Source organism: Cupriavidus sp. GW822-FHT02D05, assembly GCF_058802485.1.
On record NZ_JBXAOE010000045.1, the window covers coordinates 1 to 25,830 of the forward strand.

At 56.6% G+C, this 25,830-nt stretch carries 20 protein-coding genes; 11 read left to right on the forward strand and 9 right to left on the reverse strand.

The features are described from left to right. Positions 1-378: 378 nt before the first annotated feature. Together AC1RQK_RS37005 and AC1RQK_RS37010 are read right to left on the reverse strand one after the other, a co-directional pair. The gene (locus tag AC1RQK_RS37005; protein ID WP_416050628.1) at positions 379-840 is read right to left on the reverse strand and encodes a GNAT family N-acetyltransferase; all 462 of its coding nucleotides are present in this window, start codon (positions 838-840) and stop codon (positions 379-381) included. Positions 841-916: 76 nt separating this feature from the next. Further along, positions 917-2,893: a sensor domain-containing diguanylate cyclase gene (locus AC1RQK_RS37010; protein WP_492814384.1), complete on the reverse strand. Its 1,977-nt coding sequence runs from the start codon at positions 2,891-2,893 to the stop codon at positions 917-919. A gap of 291 nt (positions 2,894-3,184) precedes the next feature. Between AC1RQK_RS37010 and AC1RQK_RS37015 the strand changes: the two genes are divergently transcribed. Continuing rightward, complete coding sequence (locus AC1RQK_RS37015; RefSeq protein ID WP_492814386.1) at positions 3,185-3,646, forward strand: CopD family protein; 462 nt, start codon at positions 3,185-3,187, stop codon at positions 3,644-3,646. A gap of 46 nt (positions 3,647-3,692) precedes the next feature. Here AC1RQK_RS37015 and AC1RQK_RS37020 read toward each other — a convergent pair whose 3' ends face one another. The 3 genes from AC1RQK_RS37020 to AC1RQK_RS37030 form a co-directional block, all read right to left on the reverse strand. Further along, on the reverse strand, positions 3,693-4,853 hold the full coding sequence (locus AC1RQK_RS37020) for a GGDEF domain-containing protein (RefSeq protein ID WP_492814450.1): 1,161 nt from the start codon (positions 4,851-4,853) through the stop codon (positions 3,693-3,695). A gap of 84 nt (positions 4,854-4,937) precedes the next feature. Then, positions 4,938-5,438, reverse strand: coding sequence for a DUF2269 family protein (locus AC1RQK_RS37025; RefSeq protein WP_492814388.1), 501 nt, complete (start codon positions 5,436-5,438; stop codon positions 4,938-4,940). After that, positions 5,435-6,787 carry an NAD(P)H-binding protein gene (locus tag AC1RQK_RS37030; protein ID WP_492814390.1) on the reverse strand — a complete coding sequence of 451 codons (1,353 nt, stop codon included), beginning with the start codon at positions 6,785-6,787 and terminating at the stop codon, positions 5,435-5,437. Before AC1RQK_RS37030 ends, AC1RQK_RS37025 begins: the two co-directional genes overlap by 4 nt. Before the next feature lie 472 nt (positions 6,788-7,259). Between AC1RQK_RS37030 and AC1RQK_RS37035 the strand changes: the two genes are divergently transcribed. Continuing rightward, positions 7,260-7,550: a hypothetical protein gene (locus tag AC1RQK_RS37035; protein ID WP_174426436.1), complete on the forward strand. Its 291-nt coding sequence runs from the start codon at positions 7,260-7,262 to the stop codon at positions 7,548-7,550. 487 nt (positions 7,551-8,037) lie between these two features. Here AC1RQK_RS37035 and AC1RQK_RS37040 read toward each other — a convergent pair whose 3' ends face one another. Continuing rightward, on the reverse strand, positions 8,038-8,523 hold the full coding sequence (locus AC1RQK_RS37040) for a hypothetical protein (protein WP_492814392.1): 486 nt from the start codon (positions 8,521-8,523) through the stop codon (positions 8,038-8,040). Positions 8,524-8,881: 358 nt separating this feature from the next. Continuing rightward, positions 8,882-9,223: a hypothetical protein gene (locus AC1RQK_RS37045; RefSeq protein ID WP_492376326.1), complete on the reverse strand. Its 342-nt coding sequence runs from the start codon at positions 9,221-9,223 to the stop codon at positions 8,882-8,884. A gap of 1,307 nt (positions 9,224-10,530) precedes the next feature. Here AC1RQK_RS37045 and AC1RQK_RS37050 point away from each other — a divergent pair. The 9 genes from AC1RQK_RS37050 to AC1RQK_RS37090 all read left to right on the forward strand — a co-directional run bounded on the left by AC1RQK_RS37050 (position 10,531) and on the right by AC1RQK_RS37090 (position 21,342). Further along, positions 10,531-11,670: a polysaccharide biosynthesis/export family protein gene (locus tag AC1RQK_RS37050; protein ID WP_492814394.1), complete on the forward strand. Its 1,140-nt coding sequence runs from the start codon at positions 10,531-10,533 to the stop codon at positions 11,668-11,670. Continuing rightward, positions 11,667-12,104 (forward strand): low molecular weight protein-tyrosine-phosphatase, encoded by a 438-nt coding sequence (locus AC1RQK_RS37055; RefSeq protein WP_492814396.1) that lies wholly within the window; start codon positions 11,667-11,669, stop codon positions 12,102-12,104. The genes AC1RQK_RS37050 and AC1RQK_RS37055 overlap by 4 nt, the downstream gene beginning before the upstream one ends. 36 nt (positions 12,105-12,140) lie before the next feature. Beyond that, positions 12,141-14,375 (forward strand): polysaccharide biosynthesis tyrosine autokinase, encoded by a 2,235-nt coding sequence (locus tag AC1RQK_RS37060; RefSeq protein WP_492814398.1) that lies wholly within the window; start codon positions 12,141-12,143, stop codon positions 14,373-14,375. A 247-nt stretch (positions 14,376-14,622) separates the two neighbouring features. Continuing rightward, the gene (locus AC1RQK_RS37065; RefSeq protein WP_492814400.1) at positions 14,623-15,936 is read left to right on the forward strand and encodes a flippase; all 1,314 of its coding nucleotides are present in this window, start codon (positions 14,623-14,625) and stop codon (positions 15,934-15,936) included. A gap of 3 nt (positions 15,937-15,939) precedes the next feature. Then, on the forward strand, positions 15,940-16,905 hold the full coding sequence (locus tag AC1RQK_RS37070; protein WP_492814402.1) for a polysaccharide pyruvyl transferase family protein: 966 nt from the start codon (positions 15,940-15,942) through the stop codon (positions 16,903-16,905). A 2-nt stretch (positions 16,906-16,907) separates the two neighbouring features. Further along, entirely contained in the window at positions 16,908-17,756 is an 849-nt protein-coding gene (locus tag AC1RQK_RS37075) for a glycosyltransferase family 2 protein (RefSeq protein ID WP_492814404.1), read from the forward strand. 2 nt (positions 17,757-17,758) lie between these two features. After that, positions 17,759-18,958, forward strand: a complete 1,200-nt coding sequence (locus tag AC1RQK_RS37080; RefSeq protein ID WP_492814406.1) for a hypothetical protein — start codon at positions 17,759-17,761, stop codon at positions 18,956-18,958. Beyond that, positions 18,951-20,042 (forward strand): glycosyltransferase family 4 protein, encoded by a 1,092-nt coding sequence (locus AC1RQK_RS37085; RefSeq protein WP_492814408.1) that lies wholly within the window; start codon positions 18,951-18,953, stop codon positions 20,040-20,042. The genes AC1RQK_RS37080 and AC1RQK_RS37085 overlap by 8 nt, the downstream gene beginning before the upstream one ends. A gap of 1 nt (position 20,043) precedes the next feature. Next, positions 20,044-21,342, forward strand: coding sequence for a glycosyltransferase (locus tag AC1RQK_RS37090; protein WP_492814410.1), 1,299 nt, complete (start codon positions 20,044-20,046; stop codon positions 21,340-21,342). Between the two features lie 672 nt (positions 21,343-22,014). On the opposite strand, the gene AC1RQK_RS37095 is transcribed toward AC1RQK_RS37090, so the two are convergent. Continuing rightward, on the reverse strand, positions 22,015-23,736 hold the full coding sequence (locus tag AC1RQK_RS37095; protein ID WP_492814412.1) for a putative phage tail protein: 1,722 nt from the start codon (positions 23,734-23,736) through the stop codon (positions 22,015-22,017). 581 nt (positions 23,737-24,317) lie between these two features. Continuing rightward, positions 24,318-25,763, reverse strand: a complete 1,446-nt coding sequence (locus tag AC1RQK_RS37100) for a mannose-1-phosphate guanylyltransferase/mannose-6-phosphate isomerase (protein ID WP_492814414.1) — start codon at positions 25,761-25,763, stop codon at positions 24,318-24,320. Positions 25,764-25,830: the final 67 nt, after the last annotated feature.

Sequence of the window (25,830 nt, forward strand, 5' to 3'; positions counted from 1 at the left end):
GGAGCTACGGCAGCGCTGGATTTAGCGTCAGCGATGCCTTGCCCCTTCGCTGAAGTCCGATGCATGACGGGACAGATACACAACGCTGGTTTGCTCTACGGCAGCGCTGGATTTAGCTCAGCGATGCGTTGCCCCATCGCTGAAGTCCGATGTATGACGGGGCAGATGCACAACGCTGGTTTGCTCCCCTCTCCCATGAAATGGGAGAGGGGCGGGGGAGAGGGCGGGCGCTCGCCCAAGGTGATATGCCCCGCTCTTGCGCACGCCTGCCCTCTCCCACAACAGCACTCGCGCCGCGTGGGAGAGCGCAGCTACGGCAGCGCTGGATTTAGCCCGGCGATGCATCGACCCCCGCTGAGGTCCGATGCATCCAGGACGCTAAACCGGCTTGCGATAAACCACGAACCCCGAGTTCTCCGCGACCTTGTCGTAGAGCTTCATCGCTGTCGTGTTGGTCTCGTGCGTTTGCCAGTAGACCCGCTTGGCGCCGGCGGCTTCGGCGCGCTGGTAGACCGCCTCGATCAACGCGCGGCCAACGCCCGTGCCGCGTGCCGCCTCGGATGTAAAGAGATCCTGCAGGTAGCAGCTCGGGCCGATCTGGATGGTGCTGCGATGGAACAGGTAATGCACCAGGCCAAGCAATTCGCCGGAGCGCTCCGCCACCAGCGCGTGCATGGGCTCGTAAGCGTCGAAGAAGCGCGACCACGTCATGCGGGTGATTTCGATCGGCAGCGCAGTCTCTGCCTTGCGTCCATAGAAGGCGTTGTAGCCATCCCATAGCACTTTCCACGCTTCAAAATCGCTTGGCTCGGCGGGGCGGATCAGGATCGGGTCGGTCACGGGGTCATCCTCAGGGGGGGAGTGTGCTGCTGTGTTGTTGCTTTGTCGTATTGTCGCGCATTGACGCGTATTGACGCTAGGCACGGTTGCTCGAGGCAGGCGGCGGCGTGTAGCGCGCCTTGCCGCTGCGCTTGGCTTCGTAGAGCGCCATGTCCGCACGCATGAAGAGTTCGTTCGCGGTCTGGCCGTCGTCCGGGTAATGGATGGCCATGCCCACGCTGGCTGTCGCCACGATGGTATGGCCTTCGATGAAATGCGCTCGCCGGGCTGCGTGCACGATGGCCTGGGCGATGCGCTCCAGCGTTGCGATGTTGAGTGCGTCGTCCAGCACGATGCCGAACTCGTCGCCGCCGATCCGGGCCACGGCGTCGCCAGTGCGCACGCAGGCGGAGAGGCGCTCGGCGAAGGAAGCCAGCAGCTGGTCGCCAACGGCGTGCCCAAACGTATCGTTGATGGTCTTGAAATCGTCGACGTCCACCAGCAACAGGGCGGCGCTGGCGTGGTTCGCGCCAGCTCGGGCCATGGCATCGGCCATGCGCCGGTCGAACCCCTTGCGGTTAAGCAGGCCCGTGAGGTGGTCCGTGAGCGTCTGCGCTTCCAGGCTGCGCATCTTCTGGCGCTCGCTGGTTACGTTGCGCGCGAACATGTACAAGCCCTGGACCGTGTCCTTGCCGTCATTCCAGGCGGGCTGGTAGGTAACCTCCATGCACTCGGCATCATCCTTGCCTTCCAGGCTGAAGGTGACCGACGCGCCCAGGTAGGCCTGTTCCAGGTAAGGCTTCGATGCCACGTAGACGGAGGTGCCCCAAAGCTCGCGCATCGTCAGCCCGACAATCTGCTGCACCGGCAGGTTGAACCGCTGCGCGTAGGCCTCGTTGACAAAGACATAGCGCTCGCTCATGTCGATGAACGAGACAAAGTCGGGCACATGGTTGGCAATGGCCTCGATGCGCTTCTCGCTCTCGGCGGCGCGATCCTTGGCGGCGCTCAGCGCGGCTTCCCGCTCGGAGAGCTGGTGCATGACCGCGCCAAAGGTGGTGGCCAGCTCACCAATCTCGTCATTGCGCCCGGTTGGCAGCGCAGCCAGTGCGGCAGGATTCTTGGGCACCTGGCTGACCACCCGATGCAGCAGCTCCAGCGGCGCCAGCATGCGGCGTATCACCAGCCACATCAGCAGCGCGGCCAGCAACAGCGACATGCCGGCGATCATGAACGTCTTGTGGCGGGCCGCGAACAGCGGGGCGTACGCTTCGTCGGCGGGGAGGACCGACACCACCTCCCAGCCATTGGACTCAAGCAGGTAACGCGCCACCACGGGCTGCGTCGGGTTGAGGATCTCCCACCCGGAGGGCGGCGCGCCAACGCCGCAGGTTTCGCCATGCGCCTTGGCCGGCGTCATCACCTTCGAAGGATCGGAGTGCATGGCGTAGCGCGGATTCGTGCCGGAGGAAACCAGGCAATAGCCGCCGGTCAGGCCAACCCGGCTGTGCGCCAGCTGGCCAAGGAAGTTGCTCTCGGAGAAATTCAACACGCCGCCAACCACGGCCAGCAGCCTGCCGTCCGGGCCGCGCAGGGGCACGGCAAGCACCACGCCGGGCGAATCGCTCATCCGGCCGCGCAGCAGGTCCGACACGGCAAACTCGGAACCGTTGAGGATCGCGCGGAAGTAGTCGCGGTCCGACAGGTGGATGCGTTGCCCGATGGGTACGGCGGTACTGAACACCATGTCGCCGTCAGGCAAGGCCAGGAACACCGCATTGAAAAACTGCGGCATGGATACGGCCTGCGACGCAAAGCGCCGCAGGTCGGCGGGCGGCTGCCCGAGCATGGGCGCCAGCTGGCGCCCCAGGCGGCGCAGGGCGATCGCCCGCGTCTCGAACTTCTCGTCGAGTTGTTCGGCAACCAGCTTGACCAGCGTTTCCTGCTGGGCCTGGCGCAGCGCAGCCAGGGTCTGGAACGCGTAGTACTGGGTAAACAGCGCGCGCGCCAGGATGATGAATGTCACCACGAGCGCCGTGGCTAAGGCGACCCGATACTTTAAAGAGTGCCGCATGAGTATCTTATTCTTGGTTTGCGGACCAGCCTGACCACTGGCCTATCCGTCCTGGCTGCCCATGTTCCATCGTGGGCGACTGACCCGGTTGGTAGGTTAGCAGAAGCGGGGGAGCGCTCCGCTTATGCCGACGCCATTGCTCTGGCATGTGTGTCTTATTCGTTGCTTTGGCCGGCACAAGTGGCGTTCGGGGGCTAGAATGCGGCATTCCCCCAACAGTCCCCGCCGCGGTTCGCCGGCTGGAGCCTGCCCATCCCCGTCATCCGAAAAATCCGAAGAATCCAAAAACCCATGACCCTCGATCCCGTCCTCCGCTTCCTGCACATCGCTGGCGTCACGCTCTGGGTGGGCGGCATGTTTTTCGCCTATGTCTGCCTGCGCCCGGCGGCGGCCACCCTGCTGGAGCCGCCGCAGCGGCTGCGCTTGTGGCGAGCCGTGTTCGCGCGGTTCCTGGCCTGGGTCTGGGGCGCCGTCGCGCTGATCGCCATCAGCGGCCTGTCCATGCTCGGCGCGCTCGGGTTTGCCGCCGCGCCTGTCCACTGGCACATCATGTTCGGCCTTGGCCTGATCATGATCGGGATCTTTGCCTATGTGTTCTTCGGCCCCTACGGTGCGCTGCGGCGCGGCGTCGATGCGCAGGACTGGAAGGCCGCCGGCACCGCGCTGGGCCGCATCCGGCAGGCCGTCGGCCTGAACCTGGCACTTGGCGCACTCACCATCGCGGTAGCCACGCTGGGCCGCCTGCTCGCCTGATGGCCACCTCTTAGTCCCCTCCGTCCCCTCAGGCCCCTCAGGCCCCTCAGGCCGCTTGCATCACCGCCTCGACCCGGTTCCTGCCCGCGCTCTTGGCGCGGTACAGGGCAAGATCGGCGCGGCCGATGGCGTCGTCCAGGCGCGTCTCCGATTTTTCCACGCAGGCCACGCCGATACTGATAGTGAGATGCGTGACGCGCTCGCCAAAAAACCGGGACGACGTAGCCCGCAGGCGCTCCGCCAGCGCCAGCGCGCCCGCCATGCCGGTATGCGGCAGCAACACCAGGAATTCCTCGCCCCCGAAGCGCCCCGGGCAGGCGCCGGGCGGCAGCTCGCGCTTGAGCATGGACGAGAACTCCATCAGCACCCGGTCGCCCTCGGCATGCCCCATGCTGTCGTTGACGCGCTTGAAGTGGTCAAGGTCGATCAACAGCAACGCCATCTCGCTACCGTCCTCGGCCATGCGCTCCAGCGCCTCCTGGCCGGCCGCATTCAAGGCGCGGCGATTGAGCAGCAGCGTCAGCGGGTCGGTCCTGGAGAGCATGTCGAGTTCCACGTGCAGGCGCCGCGTGATCACCAGCATGAAGGCGACCGACAAGGCCAGGTCCATCAGGGTGTTGGAACTCAGGTAGATGATCTGGATGACGTCCCCGGGGGCAAAAAAGGACTGCCTGGTCATCCCGGCAAACAGGCTGGTGACGAAACGCAGCTCCACCACCAGCGCCTGGTCGATCATCAGGGTGCCAAAGAAGTAGGTGCTGAAATGGCGTTCGCCATAGCGCACGATCAGCACGCATTGCGCGACGTAGAAGATCCCGGCGACAAAGGTCACGATGGTCACCCGGGCCACATAGTTCGGCTGCCCAAGCGCATACCAGGCCAGCAGCAGCGTGCCCAGCACCGTCAGCGCGGCGGCGGACCGCCATGTTTGCGGCCGCCCGTAGAACGCTTGCACGGCGAGCATCCACAGGGCCATGGCAGCCATCACCAGGCAGTTGGCCACCACGATGGAGAGCCAGTCCGGGGCGATATCGCGCAACCAGAACAGCACCGGCGCAACGATCAGCAGCAGCGAGCCGCTGACCCAACGCCCAATTCCCTTGATCGACCGCGGGAAACTGTAATACGCCGACAACAGCACGACCGACATCAGGGCCGACATCACCGCTGACAGCAAGACAGTCGTTCTCAGGTCGATCTGGGGCATTGTCAGCACGCATCTCAATCCGTGGCGATTGGCCATCCTACCAAAGACGGATCGGCTAAGGTTGCCCGTCCGCTTCCGGGTGGGTCAGGCCGGCTTGCTCACCATCAGCCAGTACACCACCAGCAAGCCGCCGAACGCCGGAAACCCCAGCGCCACCCAGATACGCTCATACAGCCAGTAGCGCGGCGCAAGCCCGGCGGCATCGGCGGCATCGGTTGTGCCGCCTGATGCCTGCCATGCCTGCGCAGCCTGCCCGGCCATATCGCGCATCCGCCATTGCAGCCACAGCACCGGCAGCCAGCAAGCCCCGGCCAGCGCATAGAGCGACAGCGAGATCCACAGCCAGGACGCCGAAGGCGGATACCCCGCCGCATGCATCATGTAAAGCCCGCTCAGCGGCTGAAAGACCACGGCCGGCGCGGTGATCCAGGTGTCGGCGCGCACCACCCAGCGGGTCACCACCGCCATGGCCTGCAGGTTCTTGCTGCGGTTCACGAAGAACAGATAGAAGGCGGTGCCAAAGCCCGTGCCAAACATGAAGGTGGCGGACAAGATATGCAGCCACTTGACGGTCAGGTAGGTCATGCTTGCTCCTCGGTTGGTCCATATGCGGTGGCTTGCCGGCCGACGCTGGTGTCGATGCCGATGTTGGTGCCGATGTTGGTGTCGCTCCCGGCGTGGGCATCGGCATCGAGCTGCAGGAAGAGGGCGAACCACGCCAGCATTGGCAGGTTCTTCAGCACCGGCCCGAAGGGATGCGCCCACCACGCCGGCGCCAGCCAGGTGATCAGCGCGGTATAGCCAAGCACCAGCGCCATCTGCATGGCCCACACCGCGCGGGTGGGGCGCCACAGCACCAGCACGCCAAGCGCCAGGTCCAGCCCCGCGCCCAGCCACACCAGCGGCGCGCGCCAGGCCGGCGGCAGCCCCGCCTCGCGCAGCAAGGCCGTGCCCGCGGCCAGATCCGCGAAACAGACCAAGGCGGTGGCCAGCCAGACCGCGGCAATGGCCAGCCGGGCAGCCAGCAGGGTCCAGAACAGCAAGGCAGGCAGCCGCTCGGCAGCGGTGGCAAAGCCGGCCGGCGCGTGCAAGCGCCGCGCGGCCAAGGTGGCCGCGGCGTGCGGGCTGGCGCTGTTGTCGGTGCGCAGCATGGCCAGGCTGTCGACATCGGCCAGGCTGCCCGGCAGCCTCGCCAGGCATTGCGCCCCAAGGCCGGCCATCCAGCCCGGCACACGCAGCACCCGCGCTGTGCGCAGCCCCATGCCGCCCCTGAGGGCGCCAAGCCAGTCGCCAAACCGCAGCCGGACCGGCCCAACCGCCGCCACCGTGCGCCGGCCCGCGCAGTCAGTGCGCACTACCCGCAGCAGCAGCGCAACCAGGTCGTCGATATGGATCGGCTGCACATGCCCGGCATCCGCCGGCACCGGCAGCAAGGGCAACGCCGCCCAGCGCCGGAACAATGTGGCACTGCGGCCAGACGGCGCATACACCAGCGACGGCTGCACGATCACCCAGTCCAGCGCGCTAGCGCGCAAGGCATCGTCCGCCATGCCCTTGCTGCGCCAGTAGGCGGTAGCCCCATCCGCCGCCGCGCCCAGCGCGGATAGCTGGACCACGCGCCGCACGCCAGCCCGCTCGCAGGCCCGCATCAGGGCAAGCGGCATATCCACGTGCAATGCCCGGAAATGCTGCAGCGCGGTTTCCCGAAAAATGCCCACCGTGTTGACGACAGCATCGGCACCGCGCAAGGCCGCCAGCCAATGCGCCGGCGTGGTCCAGGTGGACAAGTCCGCCGCGACGCGGTGAAGCCGTGGATGACGGGGCAGCGCATCGAGCCGGCGCGCCAGCGCCACCACGTGATGCCCCTCGGCCAGTAAACGGGCCACCAGCGCCGATCCCACCAGCCCGCTCGCCCCGGTCACCAAGATCTTCATCGCGCCACCTGTTCGTTCTGTAATTTCTGTGTAGACAGAAATTACAGAACGGGAGGCGGGAAGTCAAGCGCTGCCGCCCAGGGGGCTGGGGCGGTCCAGCCGACGTTTCTCTCCGGGTTCTGGTCGGGGTATACTCTCCGGGTCGCTGCAACAACAGCGATCGGGAATAGCAGCCCGAAGTACGTAGACGGACGGCCGCCGCTAGGCGGGATTCTCACGTCCGGTGCCTTCGCACGCCCCTATGGGCGGGCCTGGGTTGGGGAGCCTTCGGGCTCGCCGGCACCTACGTTCCGGTCTGCTACCCGGCCTTGCGCCCGCCCACCCCGAATAGCAGCGGGGAGCGGAGTTCGATTCGCTACCGTAGGAGGCACTCTCATGCCCCAATCTTCGCTCGCCCATTCCGGGCAACGCCTGACTCGCCTTAGTCCACTCGCCCACGCACACCGGAACGCCACCGCGACGGAGGCTGCCCATGTTTAGGCACAGCCGCTACGGCGTCACAGCCGAACATTCCGGCGCGGACATGTTCGTGACCGCCCATACCCCATGCGAAAGCCCGCTGAGCCTCGCCGGCGAAAAAGCGGCACAACTCTACGCGCTACTCTTCATGACCCGCGACAGCGCCGCCGCCGGAACATTCGGTGATCTGGTCGCAGACATCCAGGGCCCTCTGCTCTCACTGGCGACCGGACTGGCGCAAGAAATACTGGTGCTGAGCGAACTCGCGGCGGAGCATGGGGAGGACGGGCGCGGCGACGCATAGCGGCGGGTCGCTCGTCACCTGCTTCCATCCAGTTCCAGGCATATTCGGAGTAGCTTCGGGGGAGTTCACAGGCGGGGGATTTTCTCCCCGCCTTATCCCTATGAGACCAACGATGCCGAGAATCTGCATCGCCGATGCCAGCCGTTAGCAAGATGTGGTTTCAGTGTAAAACAGCAATATGCCTAATTTATACTGAAACTCCCGGTGTGCTTCAGACGACCCATGTAGCGCGAGTCCACTCGCACGCGGGCACGCTGGCGACGTATCAGGAGGAAGGGTCAGAGGCGATGCAGCACGCCAGATCGGCGCTTTCCCGCAGAAGAATTGTTCGGCCCGGTCGACAGAGAAGGCCGCGGCTGGGTAAGGATAAGGATCCTCCACCCTACGGAAATCCTCGCCGTGCTGCCTGCGTGGCCCGCCGCGGGCAAGCCGCGTGCTCATCGCGGATATAAGGATGCCAGGCCACCCGGGCTGTGCGTGCCGGAACTCAGCCCGCTTGAGATTCCTTGGCAGGCCGGCGGGCATCCCGGCGCTTGAGCGTATCGCTGGCCACGGATTCCGACAGGAACTGCCACAAGGTGCGAACCCGGATCACCCCATCCCCGGGGCCATCATGGGTCAGGCGCCTCGCCACCTCCTCCAGCTTGCCAAACATCTCCTGGCGAAGCTGCCCGCGCAGCACCGCAAGCAGCTCAGCCGGCACCACCACCTCGTCGCGGTTACCGAACCAGCGGCGCTCCCCAAGCAGCAGCAGCGCGGCCACCACAGCCGCGCCAATCCCCACGTTCTCAAAACCATCGAGATGGAAGCTACTCGCCGCAAAGCACAGCACGGCCACCGCGGCCATTGCGATAAAGGCAGTGCGAAGCAGAACAAATCCGCGAGGATGCGAGATGTAGCGCGCAAGATCCCGGACGGCAGTGATTTCGCCCTGCTCCAGGATATTGAGGACGTTGGTGGTCGAAACTTTCATGATTTTATTGTCTTGTCTCGTTGTTACGGCCGCGCAGGCTAGACTACGCCGCAAAATCGCGCTCCCGGCGCGGCACTCGCAGGACCCTGTCCCCCGCGGAGAACCGGCAGTGTATACGCATGCAGCCAGAGGCGCTTTCCCTGCTGTGTCCGGCTGGACAGGCCGTAGCCAAGAAGATCGAGCCAGATTAATTCGATGGTAGCGCCCGAGCATAGGCCGTCAATTCACCGTTTGCCCTAGCCCGTCATCCTTTCGGGCTAGGTTCTGGCGCTTAAGGTCGGGGCTATGGTCGGGGCTAAGGCCGGGCATGCCCGCCGCCGTGATCGGGCGGGGAGGCAAGGCAACAAGACAATGCCAGTCAGAACGTTACGCCGGGGACTCTCGGCACCTGGCGCGTCTTGATATTGAAATGCGGCTCGCCGTAGGCCTCCAGCAAGCGAATGATCTCCCGGGCAGAATCCGCGCGCGTCGTGCGGATCTCGCTAAGCCGCCGGGGTGCGGTCGCGCCGCTCACTATATAGTGCCGCCGCACCGTCAGCACGGACTCACCGGGCGCCGGAATCAAGACGGGGTGCGCATCCTCCTCCTTGTAGCTGCCATATACCCAGCCCGACGGCGTCAGATGCGCCTCGATCCACGCCTCGCCCGATGCAAACACCGCCGCATCGGCCGCCAGGTTTTTTTCGATTGAATCCAGCATCTGCTTCTGCCCTTCAAGGTGACAACCAGTGCAACAGCGAACCATTCTCGTTAGGCAAACGCAGCGTCGGTACCCCGCCTTGGTAGGACCCACCCCGGCGCAGGGTACGAATGTCTGGACAAAGGCATGCCCCGCCCGGCCACGAATGCCATATCGACGGCGACAGCACATTCCTATCCCCACCTAAGCGTGGCACCTACCTTAGCGGGGTAACTGTAATAGACATGTGCACCAATAATCAGCACCAGCAAGCGTGACCCCTTGCTAATTCCCGATAGGGTGTAGGCACTCCCCGCGCCTACACCCTTTTTTTTGGGTTCATTTGATTTTTAGGTTCATCCGATTTTTGTGTGGGTCGATGCATCGCTGGGCTAATTCCAGCCAACGCTGGGCCAATCCCAGCGCTGCCGTAGCTCCCCTCTCCCGCACGGCGGGAGAGGGGTTGGGGGAGAGGGCGGGCCTGCGCAAAGCGCGAGGCGCATCACGTTGAGCGAGCGCCCGCCCCTCACCCACTGCATGGAAGAGGAGAGCAAACCAGCGTATTGCGTCCAGCATTCGCAGCGGCATGCAGCACCCAAACGAAAGTCAGAGGTCCGTTTTTTAAGGTCATGGCAATCGGCAATGCCAAACAGAGCGCAGCAATAATACATCACAACATGATGTTTTAGATCTAACTGCAAAGCCTTTTATTCATCTCCACGCAAGCACGAATTCGCATCGCCGGGGAAGTCCCTCCCAAGTTATTTGATCCCTCCCTTGGTGGGGAAGTGAAAGCCATGCATGGCCCCTACATGGCCGACGCGTGGCCAGCGCAATCGGACGATGAGTTGGCTCGATCCATCCTCAAGCCGCTCCGTTGCGCACCAGCGGAAAAACGCGAAAAACCCCGGGAAAATCGACAAAAATCGCTTAGCCCAATCGGGTGACAACATACAAACAGAGGCAAGAAACTCCATCATGAACACAAACCAAATTCTTCTGCATTACCCCTTTTAGGGGCATCCCTACTTTTGTCGGGTCCACTCTTCAGTAGGGATAGAAAACACGGCAAAAACGGCCGCTTCGCCTTGAAGATCTACCCCCAAGAGCCATACACTTCGCCGGTCTTCGCGCAGTGATGCACTGCAAGAGCCAAGCGTGCAGGCATCAAGACGCCACCGCCGCAACGTTCATCTCCGCCCTGCAGCTCATCGCAGCGGAAAGGCACCGACGTGTGCCATGTTGAACAAGCGGATTCGTCGCAGCAATCCCAAGCCAGGAGACGGCCAGGAGCGCGGACTTTCGGGTATCAAGGGAATTATCAAGACGTGTTCAAGCTTTCAAGCCTTCTGTCTTTCCGTAGAGCGTTGCTGTTGCTGGGGACGATTCCGGTGCTGGCATCCTGCGCGCTAGCGCCGGGCATGCGCTTTGATCCGCAGCGCCCGCTCGATCCGGAAGATCCGGAATCGGTGCCCAAGGTTACGCAGATTACGCCGGCGTTGGTGCGGGCTATGAAGGCTGCTGCCACGCCGACTAATGCATCGGTGAGCGAATTGTTTGGTGAGCCTGAGGCCTATACAGTTGGCGTTGGCGACATTCTTTCCATCGTGGTGTGGGATCACCCTGAACTGGTGTTTCCTACGCAGACCTACTCGATTGGGTCCACGTACGAAATTCCCAACTACAGCGGCGCAGCCAATGTACCCGGCTATGTAGTCAGTCCCGCCGGCACGATCCAGTTCCCGTATGCAGGCGTGCTCATCGTACTCGGCAAGACGCCTGACCAAATCCGCGGGGAGTTGAGCGCCAAGCTCAAGAATGTCGTCAACATGCCCCAGGTAACCGTGCGTGTGCTCGCCTTCCGCAGCAAGCGCGTATACATGGACGGTGAAGTGAAGACCCCAGGTCCGCAAAACATCGATGACGTACCGATGACGTTGGTTGAAGCGCTCAATCGTGCCGGCGGCGTAAATACGAGCACGGGCGACAACAGTCGTATTCGTATCTCTCGTGGTGGCAAGAACTACTATGTCGACCTGCCAGGGCTGCTACAACAAGGTATTGACCCAAGTCGTGTTCTCCTACGCAACGGCGACATTGTTCGAGTTGAACAACGCGAAGATAGTAGGGTGTTTGTAACCGGTGAAGTGGTCCGCCCGTCCACTGTGCTTCCCCGCAACGGAAGGCTGACATTAAACGAAGCTATCGGAGAGGCCGGCGGCGTGAATCCCACCTCCGCCGATGCAAAAGAGCTGTACGTTATTCGCAGAAACTTGGACGGGGAGCCGCATGTCTTTCATCTCGATGGAAAGTCCCCAGTCTCGCTGGCTCTGGCGGAGTCGTTCGAGCTAAAGCCGAAAGACGTCGTGTATGTCGATGCAGCCGGTGTCGTCCGCTGGAGCCGCGTGATCAATCAATTGGTCCCGAGCGGGAATTTCTTCACCTCCACTGCCAACGCGCTGAAATGATTCGGCACGTACTTGTCGTTTGCCTCGGCAATATTTGCCGCAGCCCCATGGCGGAAGAATTGCTGCGGCACGCATTGCCGAATGTGAATATCGCTTCGGCGGGCTTGGGCGCCCTGGTTGGCAAGCCTCCCGACCCTATTGCCACCGAAGTCATGGGTGAGTCCGGACTGGACATCTCGCAGCACCGTGCCCAGCAACTAACCAGCATCCAGGCAAAGCAGGCCGACCTGATACTGGTCATGGACAGTGAGCAAAAGCATGAAATACAGCGCCGATACCCCGCAGCCTCAGGTAAGGTTTTTCGCCTTGGTGAAATCGCCAAGTTCGATATCCCCGACCCATACCGCCAGCCGCGCGAGGCCTTCGAGCGCGCCTTACAGCAGATACAGCACGGCGTGCAGACCTGGGTGCCCCGAATCCGGGCACTGGGTTGAACCGATCCAGCATCCACAGAATTCGCAGTCTGACCTATGAATCAAAACCCTCCCTATGTACCCGTTGCCGCGCCAGCGGATGACGAGATAGATCTTGTCAAATACCTGGATGTACTGCTGGGCAACCGGCGGTTGATTGCCTGCGTTGCCGCGGTGGTATTGGCGCTCGGGGTGGCGTATGCGTTCCTGGCGCGGCCGGTTTACGAAGCAGATATCCTCGTGCAGGTGGAAGACAATCCCAACAGTGCCAAGAGCTTGCTGGGGGATGTTTCCTCGCTGTTCGATGTGAAGACGGAGGCCACGGCTGAGATCGAGATCCTGCGCTCGAGGATGGTGGTCGGGAAAGCTGTCGACAATCTTCGATTGTATATCGAGGCCAAGCCCAAGTACTTCCCCGTCTTTGGCTCGTGGATCGCTAGCCGGGCCAAGCGGCTCTCCGAACCGGGCCTGTTTGGTATCGGCGGCTATGTCTGGGGAACTGAAGCTATCCAGGTTACAGCGTTCAATGTACCGATCGATCTGGAAGGTGAAAAGTTCAAGCTCACCTCGCTGGGTGAAGGTCGCTTTCGGCTGGAGCAGGGTGACCTGGACAGTCCCATCGAAGGGACTGTCGGTCAGGCCCTGGAGGTAACGCAGGAAATCGGCACGATCACTATGCTGATTAATGAACTCAAGGCCAAGCCTGGCTCGGTTTTCACTCTCGTCAGGAACTCGAAATTGAAGACGCTGGAAGATCTTCAGGACGACCTGAAGATCGCGGAGAAAGGCAAGCAGAGCGGCATTATCGGTGCATCGCTCCAGGGCAAGGATCCCGGTCTCACTGCCGCAATCTTGAACGAGATCGGTGATGAGTATGTCGCGCAGAACATCAAGCGCAAGGCCGCCGAAGCCGAGAAGTCGCTGCTTTTTCTTGGAGACCTTCTGCCTCAACTCAAGGCTGAGCTTGAACGTGCAGAAGTCAAGTACAACAGCATGCGTAACAAGCGAGGGACGTTCAACCTGAGCGAAGAAGGGAAGGCCTACTTGCAGGACGCAGTCACCTCGGAAACCAGTCTGCTCGAACTCAAGCAGAAGCGCGCGGAGCTGTTGACCCGCTTCAGGCCTGACCATCCTTCCTTGCAGGCATTGGATCAGCAGATCGTCGCACTAAGCGCAAAGGTTGGAGATGTGACGAGGCAAATGAAGACGTTGCCCGACCTTGAACAGGATACATTGCGCTTGATGCGAGATGTGCAAGTCAATAATGATCTCTACGTCGGCGTGTTGAACAATATGCAGCAACTCAAGCTGGTAAAGGCCGGTAAGGTGGGCAACGTGCGCTTAGTAGACAATGCGCGCATTCCAGAAGAGCCAGTTAAGCCCAAGAAACCTCTTGTTATCGCTCTTGCGGCCGCGCTTGGCTTGATCCTGGGTATAGTCGTCGCATTTGTACGCAATGTTCTTTACGGCGGTATTACTGATGCACAGGATATGGAGCAGCATACGGGGTTGAACGTTTATGCCACCGTTCCTCTTTCTCGGACGCAGGTAGCCCTGACTGATGACATCCGTTCGCGTAAGCCCGGCCAACACCTTCTGGCCAATCACTATCCGAACGATCCCTCCGTCGAGAGCCTGCGCAGTCTTCGCACCGCGTTGCAATTCGCCTTACTGGATGCGGACAATAACCGCGTGCTGCTGTCCGGGCCTACGCCGGGTGTGGGTAAGTCCTTCGTGTCGGCAAATCTAGCGGCGGTATTGGCGGCAGGTGGCAAGCGCGTACTGCTGTTGGATGCAGACATGCGAAAAGGCTATCTCAACCAGTATTTTGGGAAGGATCGGAAACCAGGTTTATCTGATGTGTTGGCCGGTGAAGCAAAGCTGGATGACGTAATTCATCACAACTTGGTTGACGGTCTCGATTTTGTTAGCACGGGCACCATTCCTCCAAATCCGGCAGAATTGTTGCTTAATGATCGCCTCGCTCATTTGCTGGACGGCTTTAGTGAGCGCTACGATCTGGTGTTGATCGACTCGCCGCCCGTCTTGGCCGTATCAGATTCCGCCATTTTGGCTGCTCGTTGTGCCACTGTATTTCTGGTTACGCGGTTCGAGAAGACAACCATTGGCGAGGTTGCAGAGAGTGCAAAGCAACTCCGAAATGCGAACGTCGATGTTAAGGGTGTGATATTCAACGGACTAGATCCAAGTGCGTTTCGATATGGCTACGGCTCCAAATATGGGCGATACCGGTATGCATACTACGGGTACGTGACGTCAAATGACGCTTGAGTGCTTAGCCATGCCAGTTACCCCTAGATGGGGGATCCCTAGATTTGGAAATTCTCTATGATGAATGCTGCAGTGCCGCATGTGGGGAGAGAGAGCTTTCGTCATGCTCGGATCGCGACCTCCAACTGGGGCACTCGTTTTGCACGAAATGTATGCGGCCTTCGCGCTTCGCCCAGAATGCTTAAGGGTGAAGTGCTTTAGCTACGCGTCTTCCCGAAAGTGAAAAGACGTCTTCGGATTCATAAATATGAAGCTCGGTACAATAGGAGGCGTAAAGAACAAAGCGCTTTCCTTCATTCGTCATCCTGGGTTTCGCCGTCACGCGGCTAATAGTGGTTGGGTCCTTTCCGAGTATTTTTTTAGAGTATTTTCGGCGCTGGTTGTTGGAATATATGTCGCGCGATATCTCGGGCCTGCGGACTTTGGTCTCTTCACATATGTTACTTCAATAGTGGCATTTGCCGCGGCATTTTCGCGCCTCGGATTCGATGGAATCCTCGTCAAAGAGCTTAATGTTCCTCAGTACGATAAATCTAGAATCGTATCCGCAGCATTCTGGCTTTCCCTGGTGGCAGGAACGGCTGCGCTCCTCTCAGTCTCAATTGCCACAATTCTACTGGATCAATCCACCGCAAAATATCAGATTCTCGCCAGTGGCATATTAATACTTCAGCCCCTTGCTGTCATTGAGCAGGTACTCTATTCGCGCCTAATGGCGAAGCGCGTGGCATTCTGCAAGAGTCTGGTGATAGTCGCTTCCTCGGGTCTTAAGGTGCTGGCCGTCGTCAGTGGTGCTGATCTAACGTTATTTTGTATATTGGCATCCGTTGATCACATCTTTCTTTCCGCATTATATTTATACCAGGCCAGGAATTTAGGCATCAAATTCTCTGGAATTTCCGACGCCATTAAGCTAGCGAGGTACCTCGTATCCAAGTCCTGGCCACTCCTTGTCACGGCACTTGCTGTCACCATTTACATGCGATTGGACCAGGTGATGATACGTGTAATGCTTGGTGAACACGACGTAGGGATATATTCTGCGGCGATAAAGATTTACGAAGGTTGGGCGAATGTGCCCTATCTTCTCTCCATATCATTATTTCCGGCGCTTCTTAACGCGAAGGCTAGAGATGAGGGCGAATTCAAAAAGCGCCTTGCCCAGGTCTTCGCTTTGGTATTTTGGGCCTCAATCACCATTTCTGCTATAAGTTTCTTTGTGGCAGAACCTCTAATAATTCACACATTTGGTAAGGCATTTTTAGGTGCATCTGATGTGCTATGGCTAGTGATGCTATCTTCGAGCTGGCTTGCGCTTGGCTCTGTGTCAGCCAGGTATCTTATTGCTGAGGGATTGCAACGAAAGATAGCGTTCAGAACGGTGGTTGCCGCCCTTCTGAATGCGGGATTGAATCTCGTACTAATTCCGAAGCAGGGCATTCAAGGGGCCGCACTGGCGACGCTCATATCGATGTTCGTCGCGCACTATTTAATGGACTGGATCGATCCGGATCTGCGCCCTCTATTGCGAATCAAACATAAAGCAATGTTTGGAGTTTAAATTATGAAAGAGAAAAGCAGAATCGTGGATCCGACAGAATGGTTGGAGTTGGAAAAAGTAGTTAAGGGCTTGGTCGATGGAGCTAAAGGTGATGTCTATTATGTGCCAAATGAGGGGAACGGTGGAGACGCACTGATTGCCTCTGGAATGTGGCAGTTCTTTGATGATATTGGTGTAAAGCCACGGACAATAAAATTGAATTCACTCCGGGATGGAATGACCGTTATATATTCCGGGGGCGGTAATTTTGTGCCGAATTATGGTGAATGTGCCGCCTTTATTGAAAGGTGTCTTCGTGTAGGTGTGCATGCCGCTTTGGTTCTTCCCCATACAATTAGAGGTAATGTTGAATTGCTTGGGAGTCTCGATGATCGCTTTACGCTTGTGTGCCGTGAGCATCGGAGTCTGAATTGGGTTCGCAGTAACGCTCCGAATGTTCGATCATTTTTCTGTCCAGATATGGCCTTTAGGATAAGAGTGAATGATTTATACCTGCGAGCGAATAGAATTAAAGGCATATCAAATCTTGCCCTGCACCTTGCGAGCAGACCAAAGACACTTGCTAAATATTTATTATGGATGTACCGCACGAAGGGAGTGGTTCCTAGCGACACTGGGGCGTTAAATATATTTCGCGTCGATGGTGAAGCTCCACCTGATCAGGTTGGCGTGGCAGCTCAAGACTTATCGAACTTGTATGGATCTAACTACTATTCGCGCGAAGAATGTGATCTTGTTTCATCCAGATTTCTCAAGATATTGAGCTCGGCGAATCATATCAACACCAATCGACTTCATGTTGGAATTGGTGCTGCTTTAGTAGGGAAGTCGGTCACGCTCTATGATAATTCTTACGGAAAGAATCGAGACATCTACGATGCGACGCTGCATGGATCGAAGGTAGTAAATTTTGGAGGAATAGCCTCCAACAGCAATGGCCTACAGGCGTTACAGAAAGTGCGGGTATAGGTATGAAAATTTCACTAGTTTTGGCTACAAAAGGCCGCACTAAGGAATTGGCGCATTTCATAAATTGTCTTAAATTCCAGACACATCAGAATTTTCAACTAATTGTCGTTGACCAGAACGAGGATGATAGGCTTGTATCGATTATAGAAAACTCCGGAATAGATGGAATTTTGCATTTGCGGTCGTCGCCAGGGCTATCTAAAGCACGAAATGTTGGTTTACGGCACGCCATCGGCGAGGTTATCGCCTTTCCGGACGACGATTGCTGGTATTCGCAAGATACCCTTAGAGAGGTAAGTTCAGTTCTCAGCAAGAACACAAGCATCGATGGCGTGGTGGGTCGTTTCACAGATGAAGTTGGGCGGAGTGAACGAGCCTGGTCTAAAACGGGGCTGACGCTTGATCGAACTAGCGTGTGGAGAAATGCAATTTCTTTCACGATCTTCCTGCGAGCGCCGGTTGTGAAAGAGATTGGAGAATTCGATGAAACACTTGGCGTTGGATCTGAAACACCTTGGCAATCTGGAGAGGAAACCGACTACCTCATCCGTTGCATTGACCGGGGGTTCAAGATCATCTTTGACCCGCTTATTCTTTTATACCACCCCGTAAAAATCGAAGGTAGTGCGGTTACCGACGAAGCCATCCGCAGGGCAGCGCTGTATGCGCCCGGAGCGGGTCGAGTATTCCGAAAGCACGACTATTCGTTGCACTTCGTGCTCAGGTCATTAACGGCATGTCTTATTCGAGCTGCAATTGGAGTTATTAGGAATGATCGTCAAGCGGTGAGATTGCAACTAGCTATCGCGAGGGGTCGTATTGCCGGATGGTTCGCTAAGCCTGCGAGCTAACTATGCAAGTACCAAGTAACAGAACTTCCCCACCACTAGCAATACCGCTACTTATCGCGGTGATGCTTATGATTGGTGCTTTCGCTAACAGCGCTCGGACGCTTGCGCATGGCGTAGATGTGTATTTCACTTCAATCTGGGTCGGCTTCCTTCTCCTATGGATGCTCTGGAATAAGCTGAGGCGCCGTCGATCTCCCTTCCGGGGTGTATCTCTCGTAGAGATTGAAAGTAGAGTTTTTGTCCGTTCGGTTGTTGCGATAACAGTGGCATTTTCCGTTTTCCACTATGCGGTGGCAGGTATTCCACTGCTTTCAAGTGATCCCGATGTTGCCAGAATGGAATTTATGCAATCCGGCATCGCGTTCAAGATTATTAAGATTTATGTGCCATTTCTTATTATCTACGTTGCCGCGTGGTTCGCATTGTCACAGAGAGTTAAGGCAATCGATTGGCTTCTTTTTATCTGGCTACTAATTTCGTACTCGCTTACTGGTGGTAAAGGTGCTGTTCTTTGGGCTGGGGTTCTTATTATATTGGGACGCCGCTGTAGTGGAAAGAGACTGAGTTTTGCAATATCAGCTATTGCAGGAATTTCTATTCTCCTGATAACGCTTTTCTTGTTCAAGATTGTGTATGGCGCGCACGACCTGATTGAGGCGGCTCTCGGTCTGCTGGAAAGGCTTACTGCGACAAGTGAGTTTGGATTGCACGTCGTTGTAAACGATGCTGGTAGTGCGTTGAGTTCGGACTCCGTTTTTAGATTCGCTTTTGATGTTTTTGATAAATATTTTGGTCAAGGATATGAGGGGTTTACTCCATCGCTGGGGCGAGAGGTCACTGCTCAATATTATGGTGGGGATGTTTATTCCTATATTTGGGAGTTGACTGTAACAATATTTGGTGATTTCTATATTCTCGGCGGGGAGACTGCTGTCGGGCTGGGGATTGTTTTAGGGGTCATCCTACTGAACTTACTTTGGGCGCTTGCTATGCGTCAACGTACATTATATGCAAGGGCTTTTTTTATTATGATTTGGTTTCACAGCGTTTTGTATACTCTCACGGGATCTGTTGTTACAGAAATTTTGGTGAGAACTCTGCCGTTCATTGTTTTTTGGCTCGGAGGGCTAACACTGAGTCAAATCTTTGAGAAGAAATCCTCGAGACTTGTCAAGCGCTCGCGGATGTTAAATCATGCCTAAGCACGATACTTCGTTGCGACTCCTGATAGATGGTTTTTGGCTGGATAAGCCACGTGGCCTCGGCCGGTATATGAGAGAGGTGGTGGATGCCCTTGATCGCTATTCTCCAGAGTGGCTAGAAGTCTATGTTGCATTGCCCGGCTCGCTTCATCTAAATATTCCCGCGTTCAATAGAATAAAGGTAGTGAATGGACCTCGTCTGCCTTACCCACTGTGGGAGCAAGTTGTAGTTCCTTTGTTAAGCAAACGAATCGGCGCCGATGTTACTCATTTTCCATACAATACAATCAGTATTTTTTCCTCACCGAGGTCTTCTGTTGTTACGGTACACGACTTGATATTCGAAGAGTCTCTCGGGGTTGGCCTATATCAAAATTTAGGAAATCTATACCGAAGACTGCTTATGCGATGGATCGGATGGCGTGCACCGAAGGTCGTTACGGTCAGTCACGCTTCGGCAGGCGCTCTTACGCGATCGTTTGGTATTAAGCCTATGGTGATGTACACGCCAGCGGAAACGGTCCGTCTGCATTTGACTGAACAGGGAGATGAGGAATCGGCTGGCACTCGGCGTATCGTGCTGCATATTGGTGGAACGTCTCCACACAAGAATTCGAGGTTAACAATCGAAGCTTTTCGATCACTTAAGCGACAAGATATTTGCTTGATTGTTCTCGGACTCCCGTCCGATTCTGAACTTGCACAAGAATTCGCGTCTGATCAAGTAATCTTTCCAGGGTGGGTCTCGGATGATCAAGTGGCCAATTACCTGCGCCGCGCAGAAATGATGCTATTTCCTAGTCTGAAAGAGGGTTATGGGTTGCCAATTATTGAGGCTTTCACTGCCGGCCTACCCGTTGTTACTTCAAATCTGCCGCCAATGAACGAGATTGGTGCGGGTGCTGTTCTCGAGGTGAATCCAAACTCGATTGAGTCTATTTCTTCTGCTATTTCTCAGCTACTGGATAGTGCGCATCTTCGAGATGAGCTGGTGTCGGCTGGAAGAAGGAAAATGGAAGAGATTAATGGTCTTAATTTTTGCGAGGCGTTAGTTTTATTATATCGCTTGAGCAAGGAGGGTTGACATGAGCGGAAAGAAGATAGTGATTGTTTCCAACCTATTTCCATTCCCCGTTGATAATGGGAAGAAGGTAGTTATCAATGGGTTGCTACGGTATTTTCTGAAGCGTTTCGGATCGGAGTCGGTTCATTGGGTGATTTTGGATGATCGCGATGAGTCTCTGCCATCGGAAGGTGGATTGCTGCAGCGGAACGTGCATTACATTAAGCCGCCGGGTATTTACAGAAAATTGGTAAATGTAATTTATCATTCGGTTATAGTTAGAAAGAAGAGCTTGCAGGAGTCAGTTTTTTGGTCTCGCAGAGCGAGCAAGGAGTTACATGAAAAGCTGCAGCAGCTTGGGCCAACTATAGTGCTTTTTGATACTGTCCGTTTTGGACAATATCGCCGCCCGAAATCTGATTGGATTTCGCTACTATATCTGGACGATTTGTTTTCGGTTCGATACGCCCGTATGAGTGAGCAGATAGAGGTGGGTATGTCACTGGGTGATAGCATATTTGGGAATTTCGGAAGATTTATCCCGACTTTTGCTAGGCGTCTCGTCGAGAATAGTGTGAGGTTGCAGACACACTTACTTTCATTTGAGAAAAGAAGAATTGCACGCAGTGAGTGCGCGCAATCGATAGAATTCGATCGGGCGATCTTACTTAATGATGAGGAGGCAGAGAAGCTTTCCACGGAGATTCGGCGCAAAGTGGATGTCATTAGGCCATGGGTGCGCCAGCCCGTAACCATGGAAAGACGATTTGATGGACAGCCGAAATTCGTTTTTCTGGGTTCTCTAAATATTCCTCACAACGAAGTGTCGCTGTATAATTTTTTGAGTACGGCCTTTCCGAAGCTTATTGAGAAGTTGCCGAATTCGGAGCTAATAATTATAGGGAAAAATCCAAGTGAGAGATTGCGGAGTAAGGTGGATTCGCTCGGTGGGCGTGTGCGTATGATTGGTTATGTCGAAAATCTTGCGCCGATTTTGTCTGGCTGTTGTGCCATGATCGTGCCACTACTTTTCGGTAGTGGGGTGAAGCTGAAGGCTCTTGATGCATTCGCTCAAGGGCTGCCACTGGTTAGTACCGCGATTGGCGTCGAAGGCATTCCGGTTAAACACGGTATCCATTGCTTTATAGAAGATAATGTGGAGGACTTCGATTCGTGGCTGATCAAACTAACGGATTTGAAAATTAATAACCAGATGTCGGAGGATGCAAAGGGTTTTTTTCGCGAACTCTATAGCGAAGAGGCAGTTTTTTCGAATTATGATGGCGTTTTTTGGGCTGACGAGATTCCAGGTTTGGCCTAGTTCCATCCGGTGCAAGCTCTTATTCCCTTAGCTGTTGTCCATAGTAGGCTTTTGCATGCTCCCTGGGTGCCTGATAATCTCTGGTGACCTTCTTGCGACGCTGGGAGCCAGCGGAACGGCACCGGAACGGAGCATGCTGGAAGACGCGGCAACCCTACCTCTTGCGTCAGATGTATTGCGCCTGGTGTGTCGCCGCTGAAGTCATTAAGTCACGAACGCCATGTGCTGCCATTGAGCCGTTCTTCGGCAACCTCCTGACTCCACGTAAGGGATTGCGCGGTTTCTGAGGGAGTAGTGAAGTTCCGGGAATCTGTGCGATCTGTCTCACTAACTTGGAGTATGGGTGGCCAATCAATGAGGCATGGCGCCCGGATCCGCTGATCCGACTGCTCGCAGGGCGAGCCTAGTATGCGCTCGGCGCCAAATTTAGCTAGGCGATCACGGTCAAGCGGGAACTGCTGTTGGTGCCCTCAGGTTGCCAGCTCATCCGTATGACGGTTGGCGGCCGAGGTTGGGCAGATCAACATCTTTTCAAGTACTGTCCGCGCGCCTAGCTCACACACGGCCATCGCCGGCCACGGGTTCTGAGGTGGCGCAGAAGTGGCGCCGGTACGATCACTCCTCGGCCGCGGGCGTCGACCAGGGTCCCTCTTGCATCAAGGGTGTAACGGATCAGAGCCATTTGTCTACCTCATACGAGATTCTGTACGTACCGCCTGGTGCCGGTACGGTGGCTCCGGTTTGGTTCAGCAGGCGGATAACGCCAGTTCCCTTGCCGGTCACATAAGCCTCCGCGAACAGCCCTGAAAGGCTCGACGGTGCCGCCACACGCAGTGGCGTACCAAAGCCAACATTTGCGAGCGCCGCCACAGGGGACTGAACCATAGCGCCGTTTGCGATATCGCCAGGTGTCCACGTCACGCTCACATACACGTGGCGGGTTGTGCCGCGACGCTCGCTGCCTGTGCCTTGGTTGATGCATGGCAGATCGAAGTGATCGCCGCCGCCCGAATCGAAGACGGTATTGGCAGTATAGGATTCAAACGAATATGCGGTAGCACCCCCGTTATAAGAATTCCCAGCGCTTGACACATAGATTGAACTGGTTCCCATGCCATCGTTGTTTGCGCGTATGCAGCGGACCGGACCGGCGCCATAAATGCCGGATGCAGTCATATCGAGATCGGTCGCATTTTGGCCACCCCGCGCAAATGTGCACCCGATTATCGAGAGCGCCAATTCAGAATCATTTCCCCTATTGGAGAGAAGGATATGACACCCGTAAGTCGCATCCCACCCTGAGGCGATGAACCGGCTATTCGATACGGAGAATGAGCGTGGCTGATAACCGAGATTGGTGGTCTTCCTAGCGGTGTTCTGATTTCCGCCAATAGCGAGGGCAAATTCCTTGTTCTTATCCCATTGAACTCCTGAGATATTTACGCCCTGAACGTTGTCGAACAGCAAACCTTTACTGTTAACCTCAACTTTGCCGCCGCGGAAATTGTTATTGCCGCCACCGCCATAAGCAAGAAATGCGGCACCATCATAGTAATTCGAACCAACACCACCCCTCAATAAAGGGCCAATGTTATTATAGAAGTTGTCTGTAGATTCCCAATCGCCGCACGCATTCAGCCGCACACCGTTTGTCGTGGCTCGGCTTACATTGCAACCAATGATCCTAAAGCCACTGGTCAGGTAGCCATCTAAGCAGCGTTTCGCGCCGTAGAATAGGCAGCCGGTGATGGAACCAACGCGAGGGATCTGTGTGGAATTCGCAATGCCCTCCGCCCCAAAGCGGATAATGCTATCGACAGTTGCGGGCGCATTGAATCCGAGATTCTTAATCGTGAATTTCTGGACAGCACGCATGTCAAGGACAGAGGAAAACGTCCCCGAAGCGGAAATTGACGCAGGCATATCGGCACCACTATCATACGCGCGGTGCCCATCATCGCCAAACAGCGTCAGCCTTGTAACGAGCTGATTCCGGTCAAGCGTCGGGTTCGCAGTAATTCCCGCCGTAGTCATGAATTTTCCTGGGTGGAAATAGACGGAGGCCGGCTGATTGAGCGAAACCGCGTAGGCAATAGCCCTCCCGATTGGCGTGGTGTCATCAGAAACGCCGTCCCCCTTCGCCCCGAACCAAGCTACTTTGATAGCGCCACGATATTGACGCTTCCATCGCCGCCCATTCGCCGCCACGATGATCGTACCGCCGTTGTCTGCGCTGGTGGTGTCGCTGTCATCGCCGACAAAGCTGCCGGCGATACCGCTTGACTGGCCCGCACCGAGCGGCCCCGTGACATAGACCGCCTGCGCACTACCGCCGTAGGCGCGCAGCGCCGTATAGTCCGCCAGCGCCTTCACCCGGTCGGACAGATTTGCCATTGCCTCGCTCACTTGAGCACTTCCAGCGCGGCCGTAGCAGCTGAGTCCGAACCCGCATAGCGTCACAATCGCGGCACGTCGTCTTCCGTCCATACATCCCCCGGTGATAGCACGATGCCCGCATTATTCACCGTTCCCGTGCAATCTCCAATAGCCAGGGGGCGGGCTCGCATTGCGCATGCCCCAAACCTTGCGTGCCGCTTCAGGCGGTAGCACTCGACGCGCGAGCCGCCGAGGCCGAGCAGTTCATGCATATTGATGTGCCAAGCATGAGTCGCAGGCAGTTCGATCACAAGTTGGTAACAGGATTCTGGCGATCTAACTGAATACTCATCGCCAATAGCGCGAAGCGGGCAGCCTGCTTTTTTGTACGAGCGTTCGGTCAGGTGAACTGCTCCTGAACCTCCGGCTCGGGCTTCCGGGCGTCCGCAGGCAGACGGCGAGTTATCCTGGCGGCCGCCAGGCGGAGCCCGTGCAATGCAAGTACGAGACTGCATATTCCCAACTCCCGCAATTGGCACTGCGCCCTCTCACTTTCATATGCCTTGCGTCGTTTCAGCTAGATTGTTGTTCTCGACTGCCTATGCGCGACCATACTTGTCTTCGAATCGCACAATATCGTCTTCACCCAAATAGCTTCCCGATTGGACTTCGATCAATTCAAGCGGTATCTTTCCTGGGTTTTCTAGGCAATGGATTTCGCCAATCGGTATATATGTGGACTCATTCTCGGATAGAAGGTACTCTTTTTCACCATTCCGGATCCTAGCCGTTCCAGAAACAACGATCCAATGTTCGGCGCGATGATGGTGCATCTGGACAGAGAGTTTTGCTCCAGGATTCACGGTTATTCTTTTGACTTGGTAGCGAGATCCGCTCTCCACGGAGTCATACGTGCCCCAAGGCCGAGAAACTTGTCTGTGCTGACTACCTTCGGTTCGACCGAGGTCCTTTATCTTTCCTACTAGTTCCTTTACGCGTTGCGCCTCATCGCGATTCGTGATGAGCACTGCGTCTGTAGTCTCAATAACAACAAGATCGGAAACTCCAATTGTTGCAACAAGACGGCTGGATGCGTGAACTAGGCAACGTTGAGATTTCTCTGTAAAGACGTCGCCTTGGATCATATTCTCATCGGAGCCCACCTTTCCAAGCTTCCAAACCGCATCCCATGAGCCAACATCGCTCCACGGTGTATCCAGGGGTACTAGGGCGGCTCTGTTGGTCCGCTCCATTACAGCATAGTCAATAGAGTCGGCTTCGCAAGCTGAAAATAGATTTCGATCCAGTCTAAAGAACGAGGAGTCGCCGCTGCCTTTAGCGACTGCTTCCTTTACTGATTGAAGTATATGTGGTGAGTGATGCTGTAATTCATCTAGATAGATCGATGCTCGAAATACGAACATTCCACTGTTCCAGTAGTAGCCACCATCCGCCAAGTAACGAGTGGCTTTCTCAATAGAAGGCTTCTCGATGAAACGCGAGACGCGTAGAGCCGAGGATCTATTGATTAAACTATCGGATGAGTGAAGTGGTTCATCAGAGCCAAGAATATACCCATAGCCTGTAGCCGGTTCGGTCGGTAGCGCACCGAATGTTACTAAATAACCGGCGCTCGCCACCTCAATGGCGGTATTGAGGGAGGCCGAAAACTTCTCAGAGTCCGCGATCACATGATCGGAAGGTAGCACGACTAGTATCGGGTCGGAACCATCCTCAATCGCCCGAAGGGCCGCAGCGGCAATCGCTGGCGCGGTATTGCGAGGAGTAGGCTCCAATATGAGCTCGAAATCGTCTATGCCAATCTTCCTAAGTTGTTCTGCCACAACGAAGCGATGATCTTCATTTCCGACTAGAAGCGGGGGGCGCTTGAGAGGTACTTTTCCTATGCGACCTATTGTTTCCTGAAGGAGGGAACGTTCTCCCATGAGGGGTAGGAATTGCTTGGGGTAGGCTTCACGAGATAGAGGCCAAAGCCGTGTTCCAGAGCCTCCGCACAGAATTACCGGTTGGATATCGATTTTCATTTTCGACGAGTAGTCAGGATTGGGCCATGTCTAGGTTGTGCTGCAGAGACTATGAATTATCAAGTTG